An 18003-nucleotide genomic window follows, 5' to 3' on the forward strand; every position below is an offset into this window, starting at 1 on the left:
ATCCAACGAATATGCAGATAGTATAACAATCACTTCCTGCTGAATTGATTCAGGTCAGGCCAAATGGTGGTAATTTATACACAAAATGCTGGCCCGGTTCACTTTTTTTACAACGAATTATGAAAGCTCAAACATCTTGCCTTCCTTGGGTACGACTGAACAGGGATCCTGATGAATGATGACATCCGATCCCGGGAAACGCCGTAAAATTGCCTGCTCAACCTGTTCAGCCACTAAATGCGCCTGAACGAGCGGCAGATTATCTTCCATTTCCAAATGAATCTGAATAAAGCGGGTCGGCCCTGACTGCCGCGTGCGAAGATCGTGAGCGCCGCTGACTCCAGGCCATGACGTCACGATATCAATAATTTCCTGACGTTCCTCATCGGGTAAAGCGCGATCCAGCAAAGATTGCACTGCCTCATACCCCATGCGTAATGCGCTATATAAAATATAGATGCCAATCCCGAGCGCAAACAAGGCATCCGCACGATGCCAGCCGTACCATGCCAGCCCGAGCGCAATGAGAATCGCACCGTTCATCATAACATCAGACTGATAATGAAGCATATCTGCCCGAACGGCCTGACTTTGCGTACGCTTCACTACCCAGCGCTGAAACGAGACCAGAATGATTGTACACACTAACGCAATAATGGTGACAACCACCCCAACGCCGGGATCTTTCATCGGCGTGGGTTGAATGAGATGCTGAATCCCGGTCAGGAATAAAAACAGCGCCGAACCGGAAATAAACATGCTTTGCGCCAGCGCCGCCAGCGATTCCGCTTTTCCGTGTCCGAACGTATGTTCATCATCGGCGGGCTGCAGCGAATAGCGCACCACCAACAGGTTGGTTAATGACGCCGCGATGTCCACCAGAGAATCCACCAGCGCTGCCAGAATACTGACCGATCCGGTGTACCACCACGCGAAAATTTTGATCAAAAGTAACAGCGATGCCATCACGGTCGCCGCGATTGCCGCCCGGCTCACCAGCCGCCCATAGGTTTGATTCATAAACACTCCTGCCAGGATATGCCGCTAGTATAACGGATGAAGTAAAACAGTCAGGCAATAACCGAGGGACAAATTTTGGGCAAAAAAAAACCCCACATCATGTGGGGGAAGACAGGGATGGTGTCTATGGCAAGGAAAACAGGGTTACTACTGGGAACGTGAGTTGCTACTACTCAATAAATTCAACGATGAGCTTTTTTTCCAGTGCGCTACATCGCGCAGTTGCTCCATTCGTTGTTCATGTTTCTCATTTAAAACCGCTTGCTGCTCGGGCGTTAACAGGCGATACATCTGGTTGCGGATCCTGGCTATTTCAACCTGGCGGGCAACCTGTTCTTGCGCCATTCTTTCTGCCTGAGCGCGCACTGCGCTTTCATCAAATTTCTCTGCGGTGACAAGGCGATGCATTGTCTCCATTTCGCTAACATTAACAGGAGGCTGTTCGTGTCTTGCCTGCTGCATTAAATCTCGCATCTGTTGACGTTGATGTTCGGTTAAACTGATACCGTCAAACATGTGGCTCTGAACGCTGCGTTGCGATGAGCCTTCACCCAGGTGCCAGTGATCGCCTGTGACGACTTCAGCTGCATGGCTAAATGTACTGAGTGCCAGCGTTGAGGCCATGACGGCAGCGGTAACTTTGCCCATCACTTGCTCCCAAAATCTTTTCTGTCGCGATTCAACGAGAGACAGTTTACGATTCGGGCTGCAAACATGCGTCAGGGGGTGTAAAACAACGTAAAGTCATAGATTAGCGACGCCTGATGACGTAATTTCTGCCTCGGAGGTACGTAAACAATGAATAAAATCCTGTTAGTTGATGATGACCGAGAGCTGACTTCCCTGTTAAAGGAGTTGCTCGAAATGGAAGGTTTCGATGTGCTGGTTGCCTATGATGGGGAACAGGCGCTTGAGCTTCTGGATGACAGCATCGATTTACTTTTGCTCGACGTCATGATGCCGAAGAAAAACGGCATTGATACGCTGAAAGCACTTCGTCAGACACACCAGACACCTGTAATCATGCTGACCGCTCGCGGCAGCGAATTGGATCGCGTACTTGGCCTTGAGCTGGGCGCGGACGACTATTTACCTAAACCGTTTAACGACCGTGAACTGGTCGCGCGCATCCGCGCTATTCTGCGTCGCTCACACTGGAGCGAACAGCAGCAGAACAGCGATAACGGCTCGCCGACGCTGGAAGTAGATGCGTTAAGCCTTAATCCGGGTCGCCAGGAAGCCAGCTTTGACGGGCAAATTTTGGAGTTAACCGGCACCGAATTCACCCTGCTCTATTTGCTGGCTCAGCATCTCGGTCAGGTGGTTTCGCGTGAGCACCTGAGCCAGGAAGTGCTGGGCAAACGCCTGACGCCTTTCGATCGCGCGATCGATATGCATATCTCGAACCTGCGTCGTAAGCTGCCAGAGCGTAAAGACGGACACCCGTGGTTTAAAACCCTGCGTGGTCGCGGCTACCTGATGGTCTCCGCTTCATGATAGGGAGCTTAACCGCACGCATCTTTGCCATCTTCTGGTTGACGCTGGCACTGGTGTTAATGTTAGTACTGATGTTACCCAAGCTCGATTCACGCCAGATGACCGAGCTACTGGACAGCGAGCAGCGCCAGGGGTTAATGATTGAGCAACACGTTGAAGCTGAACTGGCGAACGATCCACCCAACGATTTGATGTGGTGGCGTCGCTTGTTTCGGGCGATAGACAAGTGGGCGCCGCCAGGACAGCGGTTATTACTTGTTACGACGGAAGGACGCGTGATCGGCGCAGAACGCAACGAAATGCAGATCATTCGTAACTTTATTGGTCAGGCCGATAACGCCGACCATCCGCAAAAGAAAAAATACGGTCGCGTTGAGATGGTCGGGCCTTTCTCCGTCAGAGACGGTGAAGATAACTACCAGCTGTATCTCATACGACCTGCCAGCAGCTCACAATCTGACTTTATCAACCTGCTGTTCGACCGACCGCTGCTGTTGCTGATCGTCACCATGTTAGTCAGCTCACCGCTATTGCTTTGGCTTGCCTGGAGTCTGGCGAAACCTGCGCGTAAGTTGAAAAACGCGGCGGATGAAGTGGCCCAGGGCAACCTGCGTCAGCATCCGGAACTGGAAGCCGGTCCGCAGGAGTTTCTGGCGGCAGGCGCCAGCTTTAACCAGATGGTGACAGCGCTGGAACGGATGATGACCACACAGCAACGCCTGCTGTCGGACATCTCTCACGAGCTGAGAACACCGCTAACGCGTCTGCAACTGGGCACCGCTCTGCTGCGCCGTCGTAGCGGTGAGAGCAAAGAGCTGGAGCGCATTGAAACAGAAGCACACCGACTGGACAGCATGATCAACGACCTGCTGGTGATGTCACGTAATCAGCAGAAAAACGCGCTGGTCAGTGAAACAGTGAAAGCTAATCAGCTGTGGGGCGAAGTGCTGGATAACGCCGCCTTTGAAGCTGAGCAGATGGGTAAATCACTCACGGTGAATTTCCCGCCGGGTCCGTGGCCGCTGTACGGTAACCCAAATGCGTTGGAAAGTGCGCTGGAAAACATTGTGCGCAATGCCCTGCGCTATTCACATACGAAGATTGAAGTTGGCTTCGCGGTGGATATCGACGGGATTACCATCACCGTGGACGACGATGGCCCAGGCGTTAGCCCTGAAGACAGAGAACAGATTTTCCGTCCGTTCTATCGTACCGATGAGGCGCGCGATCGCGAGTCTGGCGGAACAGGTCTGGGTCTGGCGATTGTTGAAACCGCAATTCAGCAGCATCGTGGCTGGGTGAAGGCCGAAGACAGCCCGCTGGGTGGTTTACGGCTGGTGATTTGGTTACCGCTGTATAAACGCGCTTAACAGGCTTCCCCGGTAGCCTCGTGCCGGGGAAGCTCTCGCTTTATGCTGTCACTTCTGCCGCCGCTAGCTTTAGCTTTTTAATCCGCTTCACCAGAATGGTCGAACAGATAAAGCCCATTAAGCTGAACGCAATCATCACGCTAAAGACATAGTTGTAGCCAGTGATGCCGCTATTGGTATCCAGCAAATAGCCGTACAACGTGTACGCAAACATCGCTGGCATATAACCGATGATGCAACCAAATGCCATTGCCGAGCCCGCATACTCACGTGGGGTACCGATCTCATCCATTGGCGCGAAGAAAATGGCGCGCTGTGAGAAGATAATCGCTCCGAACCCTAATGTCGCCGCCATACCGATATACACGTTCATTGTTTGATGCGGTAACTGCATGAACACAAGCATCGCTACAGCAGAGATCAGGAACGTCCACTTCAGATACACTGTCGGTGATTTAGCAACTTTATCTGCCAACATTCCACCAATCGGCCCACCTACCATTTTTAGCGCATACTGGTTGATGATGCCGTACGCACCGACGAGCGCTACCGGCAGCATATAGATATCTTTTAAGAATGGAATAAAGTAAGTCAGTCCACAGTACGCGGCATAAACGAAGAAAATACCTAAAGAAGCCAGCCAAACATTAGGGCAGGACAAAACATGTTTGATACCCTTTAACACTTCCATGTTGGCACTGGTTTTCTCGCCGCCTTTCACTTTGTCATCATCGACAATAAAGTACGTCACAATACCTGCCACAAGCGTAATTACCGTATAGAACAACAGGCCCGCCTGCATCCCCGCTTTACCTTCACCAAACTGGACGAAGACAAACAGAGCGCCAGATGCAACGATAACATCCACCACGCCACGTCCGGCTTCTAAAAAGCCGAACATGCGTCCTTGTTCTTCTTTCGTTCCCAGCAAACGAACGGCTTTCAGCAATACCGGCCAATAAACCACATCGGCAAAGAAAGCCATCGCGGCAAAGCAAATGAGATAACCGGTAAATGACGGTAACGTTGCCAGATATAAGCCACATAACCCAACGCCAATCAGACCGAACGGTAATAATATTTTCTTGGAGTAACGGTCTGCGATATAGAGAGAAAGAAAAAGTCCGGTTGTCTGAACAATCGTATAAACCGTAAAGCTCAACCCAATTTGCGTATTAGTTAAACCCCAGTCATTCTGCATTGGCACATAGAAAACATCTTTCATACTCGAAAGCTTGAATATCGTGCCGCCGCCTAAAATCAAAAAACAGAGTCTTGCCCATTTATTCATGAACATGATTAAACCCTCATTGCTTGTTGAGAGAAATATCTAAATTAAATTGTATAATTAATAACGCCAGGGGATTATTTTCATAATCCTTTCCGCATTTAATAATATTTTAAGAAAACTAATTAATTGCCTATAAACTTGTCACATATATCACGGATATATTTTATTTGGGCAAGAGCATGTTCTTTTTCCTGCGCCAGTCGCGTATCAATCATGTTGCTGTCAGGCAGCGGCGTATAACTTGCATCGCGCCATGGGATCCATGGATTATCACCCTCATCGTCGAAGCGAAATGCAGGGGCATAATATTCAACTTCTTCTTCCAGGCCAAAAGCATGTACTTGCGGTTTATCTTCACCTAAAAGTAATAATGCCTTAAGCATCTCTTCCATGGGTAAATCGCCGTGTCCTGAACGACAAGCCTCATGCCCCCAGCCTTTACCTTCTTTAATAATTTTTGCGTCTTTGATATGCACCTGAGTGATCAGAGGAGACATAACCTCTAACGCAGAAAGCGGCTGCTCATTGGCATTAATCATGTTGCCAAAATCAAACAGAATAGAGAGATTTTTCATCCCGCTATTATTAACCAGCGTCACCAGCTCATGGCCTTGCAGATCTTCATGCTGTTCGATAGTAAAGCTTAGTCCGCAATCGTCATACTGAGACAGCCACGCAATATCATTGGCAATCTTCGCCATAACATCGTTCAGATACCCTTCATAACGCGGGTAGAAACGCACTGAAGTTGCACCAGTAGCAACAGCAATACGGATTGCATCCGTCAATGTTGCCTTATCCGATGCGCTCGTTTCGATATGCACATCCAGATTATATTTTTTGGCCTTTTCTTTAAAATCGTGTAGCTGCTGATCGTTCAGTTTCTGCAGTGATTGGGACTCACCATCCTCAACATGTATTTTTACACCCTTCAATTTTTGCTGATGCGCAATATCCAGAAGATCCCCCGGCAGGACTCTCTCGTAGCGCATATTCAGATGAAAAGCATAAGCATGTAGGTACAGCGGTATATTTCTCGCGCGTTCCGCAAGAAGTTCTTGGTTACATTTTCCCATTATTTTTCTCATTCATCGCGAATAACAAGTTCCACTGATTCAAGTCGCCAGTATTCGAAATCAACCTGAACCACTTTTTTATCTCGGGTAGCCCGATGTTTTTCTACTAAAATTCCATACGTATTAGGCGCAACACCCAGCTCTTTGCAGGCCACTTCTGGCATATTGACCGGTTTAAAAATCATTTCTTTGATATTTAAAACATGGCCAAACGCATCTTCCCAGACGCTGGCAAAAGACTGATTGCCCAATTTATTAATGAATCCTGGCGCAACATCGGCATCAATATAGGATTCATGGTAAAACACTTTATGTGAATCAAGGCCGCACCAGCCGGTAACTAAATAGCGATCGCCGGAGGAGAGAAAAACATCATCAACATGATGCGGAACTGTATCAATGGTTTCTTTGGTTAAATAATCCCAAAAAGGCTTACGTCCCTGAGCACAAGCTTCAGCATTGAAGCTGGAAAGTGATTTAGGGTTATAAATAAATCGCTTCGATGAAATAAACCAACCACTGCGGTTCTTGCGGAAAATACGCGCATCGATCTCAAGCTCAATCAGAACCTGACGTAAGGTCATACGCTTTGCATCCAGCAGCTCACATAACTCTCTCTCCGAGGGCAATTTGGAGCCCGCTGGTAAATTATTCTCGTTTAACCAGCTTTCAAAGCGCTCTCTGAGCACATCAACATTGTTTTTCTTTTTCATTTCGCTCATCTGGTTTAAACCAATTTGAAGCTAAGATATTTGAGTGCAGGAAATACTCAAGTTTTTTTTCAACGCAGAGTTTCTTTTTGTGGACCAGGTATCAAGAATGGCTTTTAAGCAAACCGTGACCGTCAGGTTTTTGCCCGGTTTGGTACGCAGGAGATGAACCACGGGGGAGAGGTAAATCAGGTGTCGCCACCTGATTTAATTGCCAGATGAAGGTAGGTTTATTTTCCCCACAAACGGCGGGAATTGTCTTCGATCTTGCCGCTTAGACGGCGCTTTTGCATCGTTCTGGTCCAGCTTTTTGATAACCCGGCAGCCGACAGTAAACGGTGATATTGCGAATCATCAAACGGCATATGCCAGGCGATAGCAATTGCCTCCTGTACGCTGACGTCGCTCACGCGTGACGCCAGGATCAATGGCGCGTCTGCTGACACCTGACCAGGCGCGATGACGCTGCACAGCCAGCCTGTCTTACCCACATCCTGCATCTGGCTGGCCATATCGCTGATGCCAAAATGGAAATTCAGCTTAAAGCACGGCGAGCGCGGCTGCGTGACCTGAATCAGCGCCTCTCCCCACTGGAAAATGTCGCCAATATACACATTCTCTTCAGTCAGCCCCTCAGTAGAGAGGTTCTCACCAAACGCGGGGGCGACAAATAGCTCCGCCTGCTCCGGAAACGCTTGTCTCCAGTGCTGATAGTGTTCACGCGGATAGTGACACAGCGCGCGATCCGGCCCGCCGTGAATTTTCGTTTCCGCTTGTTCATCCCCCGTCAGCCCCAGTTCGGTCAGCATCAACTCACCGTCAATCTGGACTTTAGCAATCGCGCTGGGACGGCTTCCCGTGTAGTCCCGAACTTTGCCCGTAAAAACATCGACCGGATATCGCATCTGTTCCCTCTCCCGATAAATTTCCCCCATTACACCACATTTATTTTACCCCAGTCGCTCAAAATGAGAGCACGGTTCACATGAAACTTAGGGACACATGCTATCAATGTAATCTGGTTTTGAAACATCATTTCAAATAAGGAGTCGACAACGTGACTGGTCAATCGCAATTTGCTGGCGTCTGGTGTCCTTCCATTACGCCAATGGACAATGATGGCAAGATCGATCTCAACGGTCTGAGCCAGCATCTCAAACGCCTTACCGAGGCCAAAATCGACGTGATTTTGCTGATGGGCAGCATCGGGGAATTTGCTTCCTTTACGCTCGAAGAAAGGCTGCTGCTGATCCGTGAGGCCCGCGCCATGAGCTCGCTAAAGATGGTCGCCAACGTCTCATCCACCTGCCAGAATGATGTTTTATTGATGGCACAGGAAGCGTATCGCTCAGGTTACGATGCCGTGATGATCCTGCCGCCCTATTACTACGGACAAACGGCGAAACAGCTGCTGAGCTACTTCCGTCAGTTGGGGCAGAAACTCAGCGGTAAATGGTTTGCTTATAACTTCCCGGCACGCACCGGCTGCGATTTAACCCCCGAACTGGTAGCCACCCTCGCCGCCGAATTCCCGAATTTTGCTGGCATTAAAGACACCGTCGACTGTCAGTCCCATACCCGCAGCATGATTCAGACCACCCGCGCCGTGCGGGAGGATTTTGCCGTGCTGTCCGGCTATGACGAATACTACATTCCCAACCTGTTGGCAGGTGGCGCGGGGATTATTTCAGGGTTGAACAACGTCATGCCGGAACTGTTTGTCAGCGCGCGGGAAGCGTTTAAACAGGGCGACCTGGCAGCGCTTCGCGATATTCAGGACCAGATTGGCACCTACATGTCCATCTATGCCATCGGCGAAGATTTTGTCACCACCATCAAAACCGTGGTATCGCGTAAATTTGGCTATTGTACCGGCGTGTCACGTAATGCCGGTGGAGAGTTGAACGAGAGTGAGTGCCGAACAATCGATGAGGTGTTTGTCGTCAAAGGGTAAATAATTAAGCCGGATGGAGCAGACCATCCGGCTTAAGAGACTTACTTCACGGTACCACGAATATCAATTTCTGCCGCCCTTGCTTTGACCTTTTTCGACCAGATAGACGTGATAATCGGCACCAGAATGGAGGTCACAATCACCGACGTGGCGACCAGGGAAGTTGCTGCCGGTGCCATCGGTTTAAATGCCGGAACCATTTCAGCAATCAGCACAGGCGTAGCAACCGCCGCCCCCGCGGAACTGGAAGCGGCAATCCCCGCCGTACCATCGCCACCACCAATCAGTTTATCGGCGATAATCAATGGAATACCAGTGATGATAATCACCGCCACGCCCAGCAGAATACCCAGCACGCCGGTCTGCGCAATCACGCTCAAATCAATGGTGTTACCTAATGCGAAGGCAAAGAACGGGATCAGCGTCTGCACCGCTTTGCTGAAGAACTCCCGCAGTTCAGGGTCCAGATTCCCCAGCGCAAAGCCAATCAGGAACGGCAATACTGCACCAACAAATACGTGCGGTTCAAACGACGCGATCCCGGCGGTTCCCAGAATCACCATGGTCATCAGCGGGCCAGACTCCAGCGACATCAGGACAAACGCTCCGGCCTCTTCTTTGGTGCCGTACTGCTGCATAATCGAGGCATACAGCCCGCCGTTGGTCATATCCATCGCGGCCACCAGCGCCAGCGTAGACAACCCAGCGAAGAATCCGACCTCTACACCATGTTCCGGCAGAATGCGTGAAGCAATCGCTGCAACCACCCACGCCACCAGAATCTTGGTTATGACTAACGTACCTGATTTACGCAGCACGGTGCCGGTGGCGCTTAGCTTGATCGACGCCCCCATGCAAAAGAACCAGACTGCCAGGATAGGTACCGTACCGGTGATCATACCGTTGGTAAAGGAGCCGAAATATTTCCCGGCGCCGGGGGAAAAGGTGTGACACAACGCGCCCAGGAAAAGCGGCACCAGCATCATACCGCCTGGGATTTTCTCTATCGTACGTTTGATCTGCATTTCCATCACCTGTAGACATAAAAATGGGGCAATTTTTATGGGCGATTGCATCTTGCTTTGAGATGCGCCCGTCTTGATGAAAAGAAGATAGACATTCATAGAGACTATAAAAGTGATCTCACTCGCATAATAAAACCTTGTTTCAATTTAAGTGGATCATTGTTTTTATATTGAGTTTGATCACAAAAAAACCCCACAAGCATCGCTTGCAGGGCTTTGTTAAAGCGTAGAACTTATTTTTTTGCTGCGAAACGTGCGGCAGCTTCGTCCCAGTTCACAACGTTCCAGAACTCTTTGATGTAGTCCGGGCGACGGTTCTGGAATTTCAGGTAGTAAGCGTGTTCCCAAACGTCCAGGCCCACGATTGGGAAACCGGAAGCGCCAGAGATAGCTTCACCCATCAGCGGGGAATCCTGGTTGGCGGTGGAGACAACAGCCAGTTTGTCACCTTTCAGAACCAGCCACGCCCAGCCGGAGCCAAAGCGGGTTGCCGCTGCTTTTTCAAATTCAGCTTTGAAGTTGTCAACGGAGCCGAAATCACGTTCGATAGCCGCTTTCAGGTCGCCCTGCAGCGTAGTACCGGTTTTCAGGCCTTTCCAGAACAGGCTGTGGTTAGCGTGACCGCCCGCGTTGTTACGCAGTACGGTTTTCTTGTCTGCTGGCAGTTGATCCAGTTTGGTGATCAGCTCTTCAACGGACAGGCTGGCGAATTCAGGCAGGCTTTCCAGAGCAGCGTTGGCGTTATTTACGTAAGCCTGGTGGTGTTTGGTGTGGTGGATTTCCATCGTCTGCTTATCGAAGTGCGGTTCAAGGGCATCATAAGCGTACGGCAGGGATGGCAGTGTATAACTCATAATCATCTCCAGTATTGTCGGGCGGCCAGTGTTAACGCCGCGTAAGCAGTTGGGTCATTATAGTTAATTAAATGATATTGAAAATGATTATCAATGCCGTACTTTTTACAGGGTCTTAATGAATCAAACCCATTGTTAAAGATGTGAGCCGAATCACCCACTTAACGTGATAATTGCCAACATGCGCAAAAGGGCGGCAATCGTCAAAAGGTTAACCACCTGCGTAATTTTTAAACTCGTTAGGTCGGAGGGGTCATTACCGACGATAAAAAATAACGAGGATTAAGTCATGAGTAACGCGATTACGATGGGTATCTTTTGGCATTTGATAGGGGCAGCCAGTGCCGCCTGTTTCTATGCCCCGTTCAAGCAAGTCAAACATTGGTCATGGGAAACGATGTGGTCGGTTGGCGGGATCGTCTCCTGGATAATCCTGCCGTGGACCATCAGCGCCATGTTACTTCCCGATTTCTGGGCCTACTTCAGCTCCTTCAGCCTCTCCACACTGGCTCCGGTATTTCTGTTTGGTGCAATGTGGGGGATTGGCAATATCAACTATGGCCTGACCATGCGCTATCTCGGTATGTCGATGGGTATCGGGATTGCGATAGGTATTACGCTGATTGTCGGCACGCTGATGACCCCGATTATCAACGGCAATTTTGATGTACTGATCAATACCTCTGGTGGCCGCATGACGCTGCTTGGCGTACTGGTCGCGCTGATTGGCGTAGGCATTGTTACCCGTGCCGGTCAGTTAAAAGAACGCAAAATGGGCATCAAAGCGGAAGATTTCAACCTGAAAAAAGGTCTGGTTCTGGCCGTCATGTGCGGTATTTTCTCCGCCGGGATGTCCTTTGCGATGAACGCGGCGAAACCGATGCACGATGCCGCCGCCGCGTTGGGCGTCGATCCGCTGTATGTCGCCCTGCCTAGCTATGTGGTCATTATGGGCGGTGGCGCGCTTGTTAACCTGGGCTTCTGCTTCATTCGTCTGGCAAAAGTGAAGAACTTGTCGATAAAAGCCGACTTCTCGTTAGCCAAGCCGCTGATTATCACCAACGTGCTGCTCTCTGCGCTTGGTGGCTTGATGTGGTATCTGCAATTCTTCTTCTACGCCTGGGGCCACGCACGTATTCCGGCGCAGTATGACTATGTAAGCTGGATGCTGCACATGAGCTTCTATGTTCTGTGCGGCGGGATTGTCGGTCTGGTATTGAAAGAGTGGAAAAACGCGGGTCGTCGTCCGGTCAGCGTGCTAAGCCTCGGCTGCGTGGTGATCATTGTCGCGGCAAACATTGTCGGTCTGGGAATGGCCAGCTAAGCATGCTGAGTACTGAGATGACGCCACTGGCTCGGCGTCATCCCGGTTTCCCGCGTAAATACCACTGAAAAGTAGTTACTGTCCTCAAAACCGCAGCGCATGGAAATCTCGCTAATCATCAACCGACTATGTTTGAGCAGATACTGCGCATGGCAAACCCGCACCTGGCGGAGATACTGGTTGATGGTCATCCCGGTCTGGCTGCGAAACTGCTGGCGCAAAACGCGCTCGCTGCACTGTTCGCGCTCGCAAAACGTATCCAGTTCAAACGCATGCTCATGGCTACCGGCTAACGCGGTGATCAGTTTATCCAGCAGCGTTTCACTGGAGGTCGCCGGGAGCGTATCCGTGGCATAACGATGCCGCTTAAGGTGTGTCACCAACTGCCCGAACAGCAGCTCAGCCATGGTAAAAGCCTGTGCATCACGCTGATTGCTTTCATGCTCAAGCTGGCTTATCACCTGTCGGACCTGACTCATGCCAACGCTGCCGAGTCGCCAATGCGGCTGCCTCGGCGTACCGTCAAATCCGGGGATCGCCCCTTGCCAGTCAACATTCAGCGTCAACCGCTCCGGGCAGTAGATGATATTTTGCAACACCAGGTCGTTCACGGAGGTGTAGGAGTGTTTATCTTCGGCGCGAATGTAAAACAGGTCGCCACGGGTTATCCGGTACGGACGATCGTTAAGGACATGCAGACCATTACCGCGCCAGACCATAACCAGCTCGCAAAACTCGTGGGTATGCTCAGCAAAGACATCCTGCGGATAACGGTCAGCCACGGCCACAGCCTGCTGCTCATGCGCAAAGAAGTCTGATTTCAGAAGGATTAGCTGATTCGCCATCACATGACCTCAACCTGAATGCTTGCCGGATGCGCTGCGCTTATCCGGCCTACAGGGCATCCACGTAGGCCGGATAAGGCGTAGCCACCATCCGGCGTTAAGGGACATGATTATCTGAGATTCGGCGGTAAAAAACGTTGATAGCTTTCGCGTTACTGGAGGCGGCTTGCCACAACGAGATCGCGCCCCTGACGAATATCGCGTGGTGACCACTTGAACTCACGACGAAAAAGCGTCGAAAAGTGGTTACTGTCGCCGAATCCGCAGAGATAAGCGATGTCTGTCACACTGTCATCACTGTGGCGAAGCAGATGTCGGGCCTTGATCAGCCGCAAGCGGTTAAGGTAGCGCTGCGGCGTCAATCCGGTTTGCTGTTTGAGCTGGCGATGCAGAGTGCGCAAAGAGAGGGAAAACTTCTCGGCCAGCGCCTCCCAACACACCTCGTCGGCAAAGTTATCTTCCAGCCACGCCATCAGGAGGTTAAGCCGCGCGTCGTTATCGGTCGCTGCTTCCATCAGGCTGCTTTTACGCAGCAGCACCAGCAGTTGCATAAACAGGATCTCGCGATTTGCCGCCGTTGGTGTATCCATCCCCTCACCGAGCGCTTCCATCTGCCCCACCAGTTGTCGAACCTGCTGCAACACCCCCTGATTCACCCGCCAGTGGGAGGGATACTGCCCATTCTGTTCCTGAGGTAAAAGCTGATTCAGCCCAGCCAGAAATTGAAACGCATCCGGAGAGCGATACAACACATTGGTCAGGCACAGATTGTCAGTATGTTCATATAAATGCCGGTCATGATCGCGAACGAAACACACCGTACCGCCGCTGATGGTGTAAGGCTGCCCGTTGAACACATGGATCCCCGTTCCATGTTCGACCACCACAATTTCATGAAAATCATGATGATGCTCTGGAAACGCAGGTTGAGGAAGCCGCGGTTCAATAGCCACTGGCGCTTTACCTGTCGGAAAAAAATCCACGCAATGCAATACCGTCATGATGACATCCTTCCCGATCAAATGAACATGGCTGAATAGTAATTAAGGGTTATCACCCTCACCTTAAATTTTTGACGCCAAAGTGCGTAAACACGGTCAATTCTTCAAGAAATGACGGGAAAGATCGGGAATTGCGGAAGGCGTCACATCCGCTAAAACAGGTCCTATTAATAGAAATTGTGAACAGCGTCACGTTCACCTTTGCCATGTTGCCAGCCGCTAATTGTGGCTGTCACTGTCAAGAAGGTACGCTTTATCTGGGGTTCTTAGACTGAGTGCAATAAAACTCAGAAGGACCTCGCTATGACTTTTCGCCATTGTGTCGCAGTCGATCTCGGCGCATCCAGTGGGCGCGTAATGCTGGCGCGTTACGACAGTGAACACCGCTCCCTGACGCTACGTGAAATCCACCGCTTCATGAACTGCCTGCAAAAAACAGACGGTTTTGACACCTGGGACATCGACAGCCTGGAACACGATATTCGTCTTGGCCTGAAAAAAGTCTGCGATGAAGGTATTCGGATAGACAGCATCGGCATTGATACCTGGGGCGTGGATTACGTTCTGATCGATCACGTCGGTCAACGTGTCGGTCTGCCGGTCTCTTACCGTGACAGCCGCACGACCGGCATTCTGGCGCAGGCGATGAAGCAGCCGGGTAAAGGTGAAATTTACCGCCGTAGCGGCATTCAGTTTCTGCCCTTTAACACCCTGTATCAACTGCGTGCGCTGGTTGAACAGCAGCCAGAACTGCTCCCGCAGGTGGCCCATGCCCTGCTGATCCCCGACTACTTCAGCTTTCGCCTGACCGGCAAAATGAACTGGGAATACACCAACGCCACCACCACCCAGCTAGTCAATATCAATACCGACGACTGGGATGACACACTGCTGGCGTGGACCGGGGCAGACAAAGCCTGGTTTGGTCGCCCGACGCATCCAGGGAACGTGATCGGCCACTGGATTTGCCCGCAGAAAAACCAAATTCCGGTTGTCGCCGTCGCCAGTCACGACACGGCCAGTGCGGTCATTGCTTCTCCGCTGGCCGACAAAAACAGCGCCTATCTCTCTTCCGGAACCTGGTCGCTGATGGGCTTTGAGAGCAGAACACCGTATACCAACGATGCGGCGCTGGCGGCGAATATCACCAATGAAGGCGGCGCGGAAGGACGTTACCGTGTCCTGAAAAATATTATGGGGCTATGGCTGCTCCAGCGCGTATTAAAAGAGCGCCAGATTACCGACCTGCCAACGCTTATCTGCCAAACGCAAGCGCTGCCGGCCTGCCAGTTCCTGATAAACCCGAACGACGATCGCTTTATCAACCCCGACGATATGAGTGCAGAAATTCAGGCGGCATGCCGTGAATCAGGCCAACCCGTTCCCCTGCAAAACGCCGAACTGGCGCGCTGTATCTTCGACAGCCTAGCGTTGCTGTACGCCGATATCCTGCAAGAACTGGCTCAACTGCGTGGTGCAGCATTTAGCCAACTGCACATTGTCGGTGGTGGCTGCCAGAACACCTTACTGAACCAGCTATGTGCGGATGCCTGCGGTATTCGCGTGATGTCCGGGCCGATTGAGGCTTCCACGCTCGGCAATATTGGCATCCAGCTGATGACGCTGGACGAGCTGAACAACGTCGATGATTTCCGTCAGGTGGTACGCGCCAACTATGACCTGACCACCTTTATTCCCAATCCTGAAAGTGAAATTGCCCGCTACCAGGCGCAGTTTCAATCACTACGACAGACAAAGGAGCTTTGCGCATGACCACTCAACTTGAACAAGCCTGGGAACTGGCAAAACTGCGTTTCGCCGCGGTAGGCATTGATGTCGAGGCGGCCTTACGCCAGCTCGATCGTTTGCCGGTCTCCATGCACTGCTGGCAGGGCGATGATGTCGCCGGTTTCGAAAACCCGGAAGGCTCGCTTACTGGCGGTATTCAGGCTACCGGTAACTATCCGGGTAAAGCGCGTAACGCCACCGAACTGCGGGCCGATCTGGAGCAAGCGCTAAGCCTGATTCCTGGTCCAAAACGTCTGAATTTGCACGCGATCTATCTGGAATCGGATACACCGGTTCCCCGCGACCAAATCAAACCCGAACACTTCAAAAACTGGGTTGAGTGGGCGAAAGCGAACCAGTTAGGGCTGGATTTCAACCCATCCTGCTTCTCACACCCGCTGAGCGCCGACGGTTTCACGCTGGCGCACGCCGACGACACCATTCGCCAGTTCTGGATCGATCACTGCAAAGCCAGCCGTCGCGTCTCGGCGTATTTTGGCGAGCAGTTGGGTACACCATCGGTGATGAACATCTGGATCCCGGATGGCATGAAAGACATCACCATTGACCGTTTAGCGCCGCGCCAGCGTCTGCTGGACGCACTGGACGAAGTGATCAGCGAGAAACTTGACCCGGCGCACCATATCGATGCCGTCGAAAGCAAGCTGTTTGGCATCGGTGCGGAAAGCTACACCGTGGGCTCTAACGAGTTCTACATGGGTTACGCCACCAGCCGCCAGACCGCACTGTGTCTGGATGCGGGCCACTTCCATCCGACTGAAGTGATCTCCGACAAAATTTCTGCCGCCATGCTGTATGTACCGCGCCTGCTGCTGCACGTCAGCCGTCCGGTGCGCTGGGACAGCGACCACGTGGTGCTGCTGGATGATGAAACTCAGGCGATTGCCAGCGAGATCGTCCGCCACAACCTGTTTGACCGCGTACACATTGGCCTCGACTTCTTCGACGCCTCCATTAACCGCATTGCCGCGTGGGTGATCGGCACCCGCAATATGAAAAAAGCCCTGCTGCGCGCGCTGTTAGAACCCACCGAACAACTGCGTCAGCTCGAAGCCAACGGCGACTACACCGCACGCCTGGCCCTGCTGGAAGAGCAAAAATCGCTGCCGTGGCAGGCCGTCTGGGAGATGTATTGCCAGCGCCACGACACGCCTGCGGGCAGCCAGTGGCTGGACAGCGTGCGCGCTTATGAAAAAGAGATTTTGAGCAAACGTAGCTAACCGTGACGCCAGGCTTGTAGGCCAGATAAGACGCCCCGCGTCGCCATCTGGCAATGAATGAAACACGATTGCCGGATACCGCTTCGCTTATCCGGCCTTCGTAAGACCCGATAACGTTCGGGCAATAAACAGGAACACCGAACATGCAAAATATTACGACTTCCTGGTTCGTCCAGGGGATGATCAAAGCCACTTCTGATGCGTGGCTGAAAGGCTGGGACGAGCGTAACGGCGGCAACCTGACGCTGCGTCTTGATGAAGCAGATATCGCGTCGTTTAGCGCCGATTTCTACGAAAAACCACGCTATATTGCGCTAAGTCAGCCGATGCCGCTGCTGGCAAACACGCCGTTTATCGTCACTGGTTCCGGTAAATTTTTCCGTAACGTTCAGCTCGATCCCGCGGCAAATTTGGGCGTGGTACAAGTAGACAGCGACGGTGCGGGCTACCACATCCTCTGGGGCCTGACCCACGAGGCCGTGCCGACCTCTGAACTGCCGGCTCACTTCCTCTCCCACTGCGAACGCATTAAAGCGACGAACGGTAAAGACCGCGTGATCATGCACTGCCATGCCACCAACCTGATCGCTCTGACCTACGTACTGGAAAACAACACAGCGCTGATTACCCGCAAGCTGTGGGAAGGCAGCACCGAGTGCCTGGTGGTGTTCCCGGATGGCGTTGGCATTCTGCCGTGGATGGTGCCGGGTACAGATGAAATTGGTCAGGCTACCGCCGAGGAAATGCAGAAACACTCGCTGGTACTTTGGCCGTTCCACGGCGTGTTCGGAAGCGGACCTACCCTAGACGAAGCGTTCGGTTTGATAGATACCGCAGAGAAATCCGCCGAAGTTCTGGTCAAAATCTTTTCGATGGGCGGTATGAAGCAGACCATCTCGCGTGAAGAGCTGGTCGCACTTGGCAAACGCTTTGGTGTTACGCCGCTGGCAAGCGCCATAGAGCTGTACTGATACCTCCCAACTCAACGCCGGATGCGGCTTCGCCTT

Annotated in this window: 17 protein-coding genes; 7 read left to right on the top strand and 10 right to left on the bottom strand. The window is 51.7% G+C overall.

What is annotated here, in order from left to right:
* Positions 1-117: 117 nt before the first annotated feature.
* On the bottom strand, positions 118-1020 hold the full coding sequence (gene fieF, locus OGX94_RS01300) for a CDF family cation-efflux transporter FieF (protein ID WP_003825216.1): 903 nt from the start codon (positions 1018-1020) through the stop codon (positions 118-120).
* 147 nt (positions 1021-1167) lie between these two features.
* Entirely contained in the window at positions 1168-1668 is a 501-nt protein-coding gene (gene cpxP / locus OGX94_RS01305; protein WP_008787022.1) for a cell-envelope stress modulator CpxP, read from the bottom strand.
* A gap of 150 nt (positions 1669-1818) precedes the next feature.
* Here cpxP and cpxR point away from each other — a divergent pair, with 150 nt between their 5' ends.
* Positions 1819-2517 (top strand): envelope stress response regulator transcription factor CpxR, encoded by a 699-nt coding sequence (gene cpxR / locus OGX94_RS01310; RefSeq protein ID WP_003028763.1) that lies wholly within the window; start codon positions 1819-1821, stop codon positions 2515-2517.
* On the top strand, positions 2514-3887 hold the full coding sequence (gene cpxA / locus OGX94_RS01315; protein ID WP_003028758.1) for an envelope stress sensor histidine kinase CpxA: 1374 nt from the start codon (positions 2514-2516) through the stop codon (positions 3885-3887). Before cpxR ends, cpxA begins: the two co-directional genes overlap by 4 nt.
* 40 nt (positions 3888-3927) lie before the next feature.
* Here the strand turns inward: cpxA and OGX94_RS01320 are convergent, their stop codons facing one another.
* From OGX94_RS01320 to yiiM, 4 genes are all read right to left on the bottom strand, one after another.
* On the bottom strand, positions 3928-5178 hold the full coding sequence (locus OGX94_RS01320; protein ID WP_175310260.1) for an MFS transporter: 1251 nt from the start codon (positions 5176-5178) through the stop codon (positions 3928-3930).
* 122 nt (positions 5179-5300) lie between these two features.
* On the bottom strand, positions 5301-6254 hold the full coding sequence (locus OGX94_RS01325) for a sugar phosphate isomerase/epimerase family protein (RefSeq protein ID WP_003825228.1): 954 nt from the start codon (positions 6252-6254) through the stop codon (positions 5301-5303).
* Positions 6255-6262: 8 nt separating this feature from the next.
* Complete coding sequence (locus OGX94_RS01330) at positions 6263-6967, bottom strand: GntR family transcriptional regulator (protein WP_003825231.1); 705 nt, start codon at positions 6965-6967, stop codon at positions 6263-6265.
* Positions 6968-7194: 227 nt separating this feature from the next.
* Entirely contained in the window at positions 7195-7869 is a 675-nt protein-coding gene (yiiM, locus tag OGX94_RS01335; protein ID WP_003825233.1) for a 6-hydroxyaminopurine reductase, read from the bottom strand.
* A 152-nt stretch (positions 7870-8021) separates the two neighbouring features.
* Here yiiM and OGX94_RS01340 point away from each other — a divergent pair, with 152 nt between their 5' ends.
* Positions 8022-8918, top strand: a complete 897-nt coding sequence (locus tag OGX94_RS01340) for a dihydrodipicolinate synthase family protein (RefSeq protein ID WP_003825235.1) — start codon at positions 8022-8024, stop codon at positions 8916-8918.
* Between the two features lie 41 nt (positions 8919-8959).
* Here OGX94_RS01340 and kdgT read toward each other — a convergent pair whose 3' ends face one another.
* Together kdgT and sodA are read right to left on the bottom strand one after the other, a co-directional pair.
* On the bottom strand, positions 8960-9943 hold the full coding sequence (kdgT, locus tag OGX94_RS01345; protein ID WP_003825237.1) for a 2-keto-3-deoxygluconate transporter: 984 nt from the start codon (positions 9941-9943) through the stop codon (positions 8960-8962).
* Between the two features lie 233 nt (positions 9944-10176).
* Positions 10177-10797: a superoxide dismutase [Mn] gene (sodA, locus tag OGX94_RS01350; RefSeq protein ID WP_003825239.1), complete on the bottom strand. Its 621-nt coding sequence runs from the start codon at positions 10795-10797 to the stop codon at positions 10177-10179.
* Between the two features lie 289 nt (positions 10798-11086).
* Here sodA and rhaT point away from each other — a divergent pair, with 289 nt between their 5' ends.
* Entirely contained in the window at positions 11087-12121 is a 1035-nt protein-coding gene (gene rhaT / locus OGX94_RS01355) for an L-rhamnose/proton symporter RhaT (protein ID WP_003825242.1), read from the top strand.
* Here rhaT and rhaR read toward each other — a convergent pair.
* The gene (rhaR, locus tag OGX94_RS01360; RefSeq protein WP_126957439.1) at positions 12118-12966 is read right to left on the bottom strand and encodes an HTH-type transcriptional activator RhaR; all 849 of its coding nucleotides are present in this window, start codon (positions 12964-12966) and stop codon (positions 12118-12120) included. The genes rhaT and rhaR overlap by 4 nt on opposite strands.
* Before the next feature lie 152 nt (positions 12967-13118).
* Complete coding sequence (rhaS, locus tag OGX94_RS01365) at positions 13119-13967, bottom strand: HTH-type transcriptional activator RhaS (protein WP_008787013.1); 849 nt, start codon at positions 13965-13967, stop codon at positions 13119-13121.
* Positions 13968-14270: 303 nt separating this feature from the next.
* Between rhaS and rhaB the strand changes: the two genes are divergently transcribed.
* The 3 genes from rhaB (at position 14271) to rhaD (ending at position 17967) form a co-directional block, all read left to right on the top strand.
* Complete coding sequence (gene rhaB, locus OGX94_RS01370; protein ID WP_257662352.1) at positions 14271-15740, top strand: rhamnulokinase; 1470 nt, start codon at positions 14271-14273, stop codon at positions 15738-15740.
* Positions 15737-16996, top strand: a complete 1260-nt coding sequence (gene rhaA, locus OGX94_RS01375) for an L-rhamnose isomerase (RefSeq protein WP_149335644.1) — start codon at positions 15737-15739, stop codon at positions 16994-16996. The genes rhaB and rhaA overlap by 4 nt, the downstream gene beginning before the upstream one ends.
* Before the next feature lie 143 nt (positions 16997-17139).
* Positions 17140-17967 (top strand): rhamnulose-1-phosphate aldolase, encoded by an 828-nt coding sequence (gene rhaD, locus OGX94_RS01380; protein WP_257662353.1) that lies wholly within the window; start codon positions 17140-17142, stop codon positions 17965-17967.
* Positions 17968-18003 lie beyond the last annotated feature (36 nt).

Source organism: Citrobacter sp. Cpo037, assembly GCF_030332945.1.
Lineage (GTDB): Bacteria > Pseudomonadota > Gammaproteobacteria > Enterobacterales > Enterobacteriaceae > Citrobacter > Citrobacter portucalensis.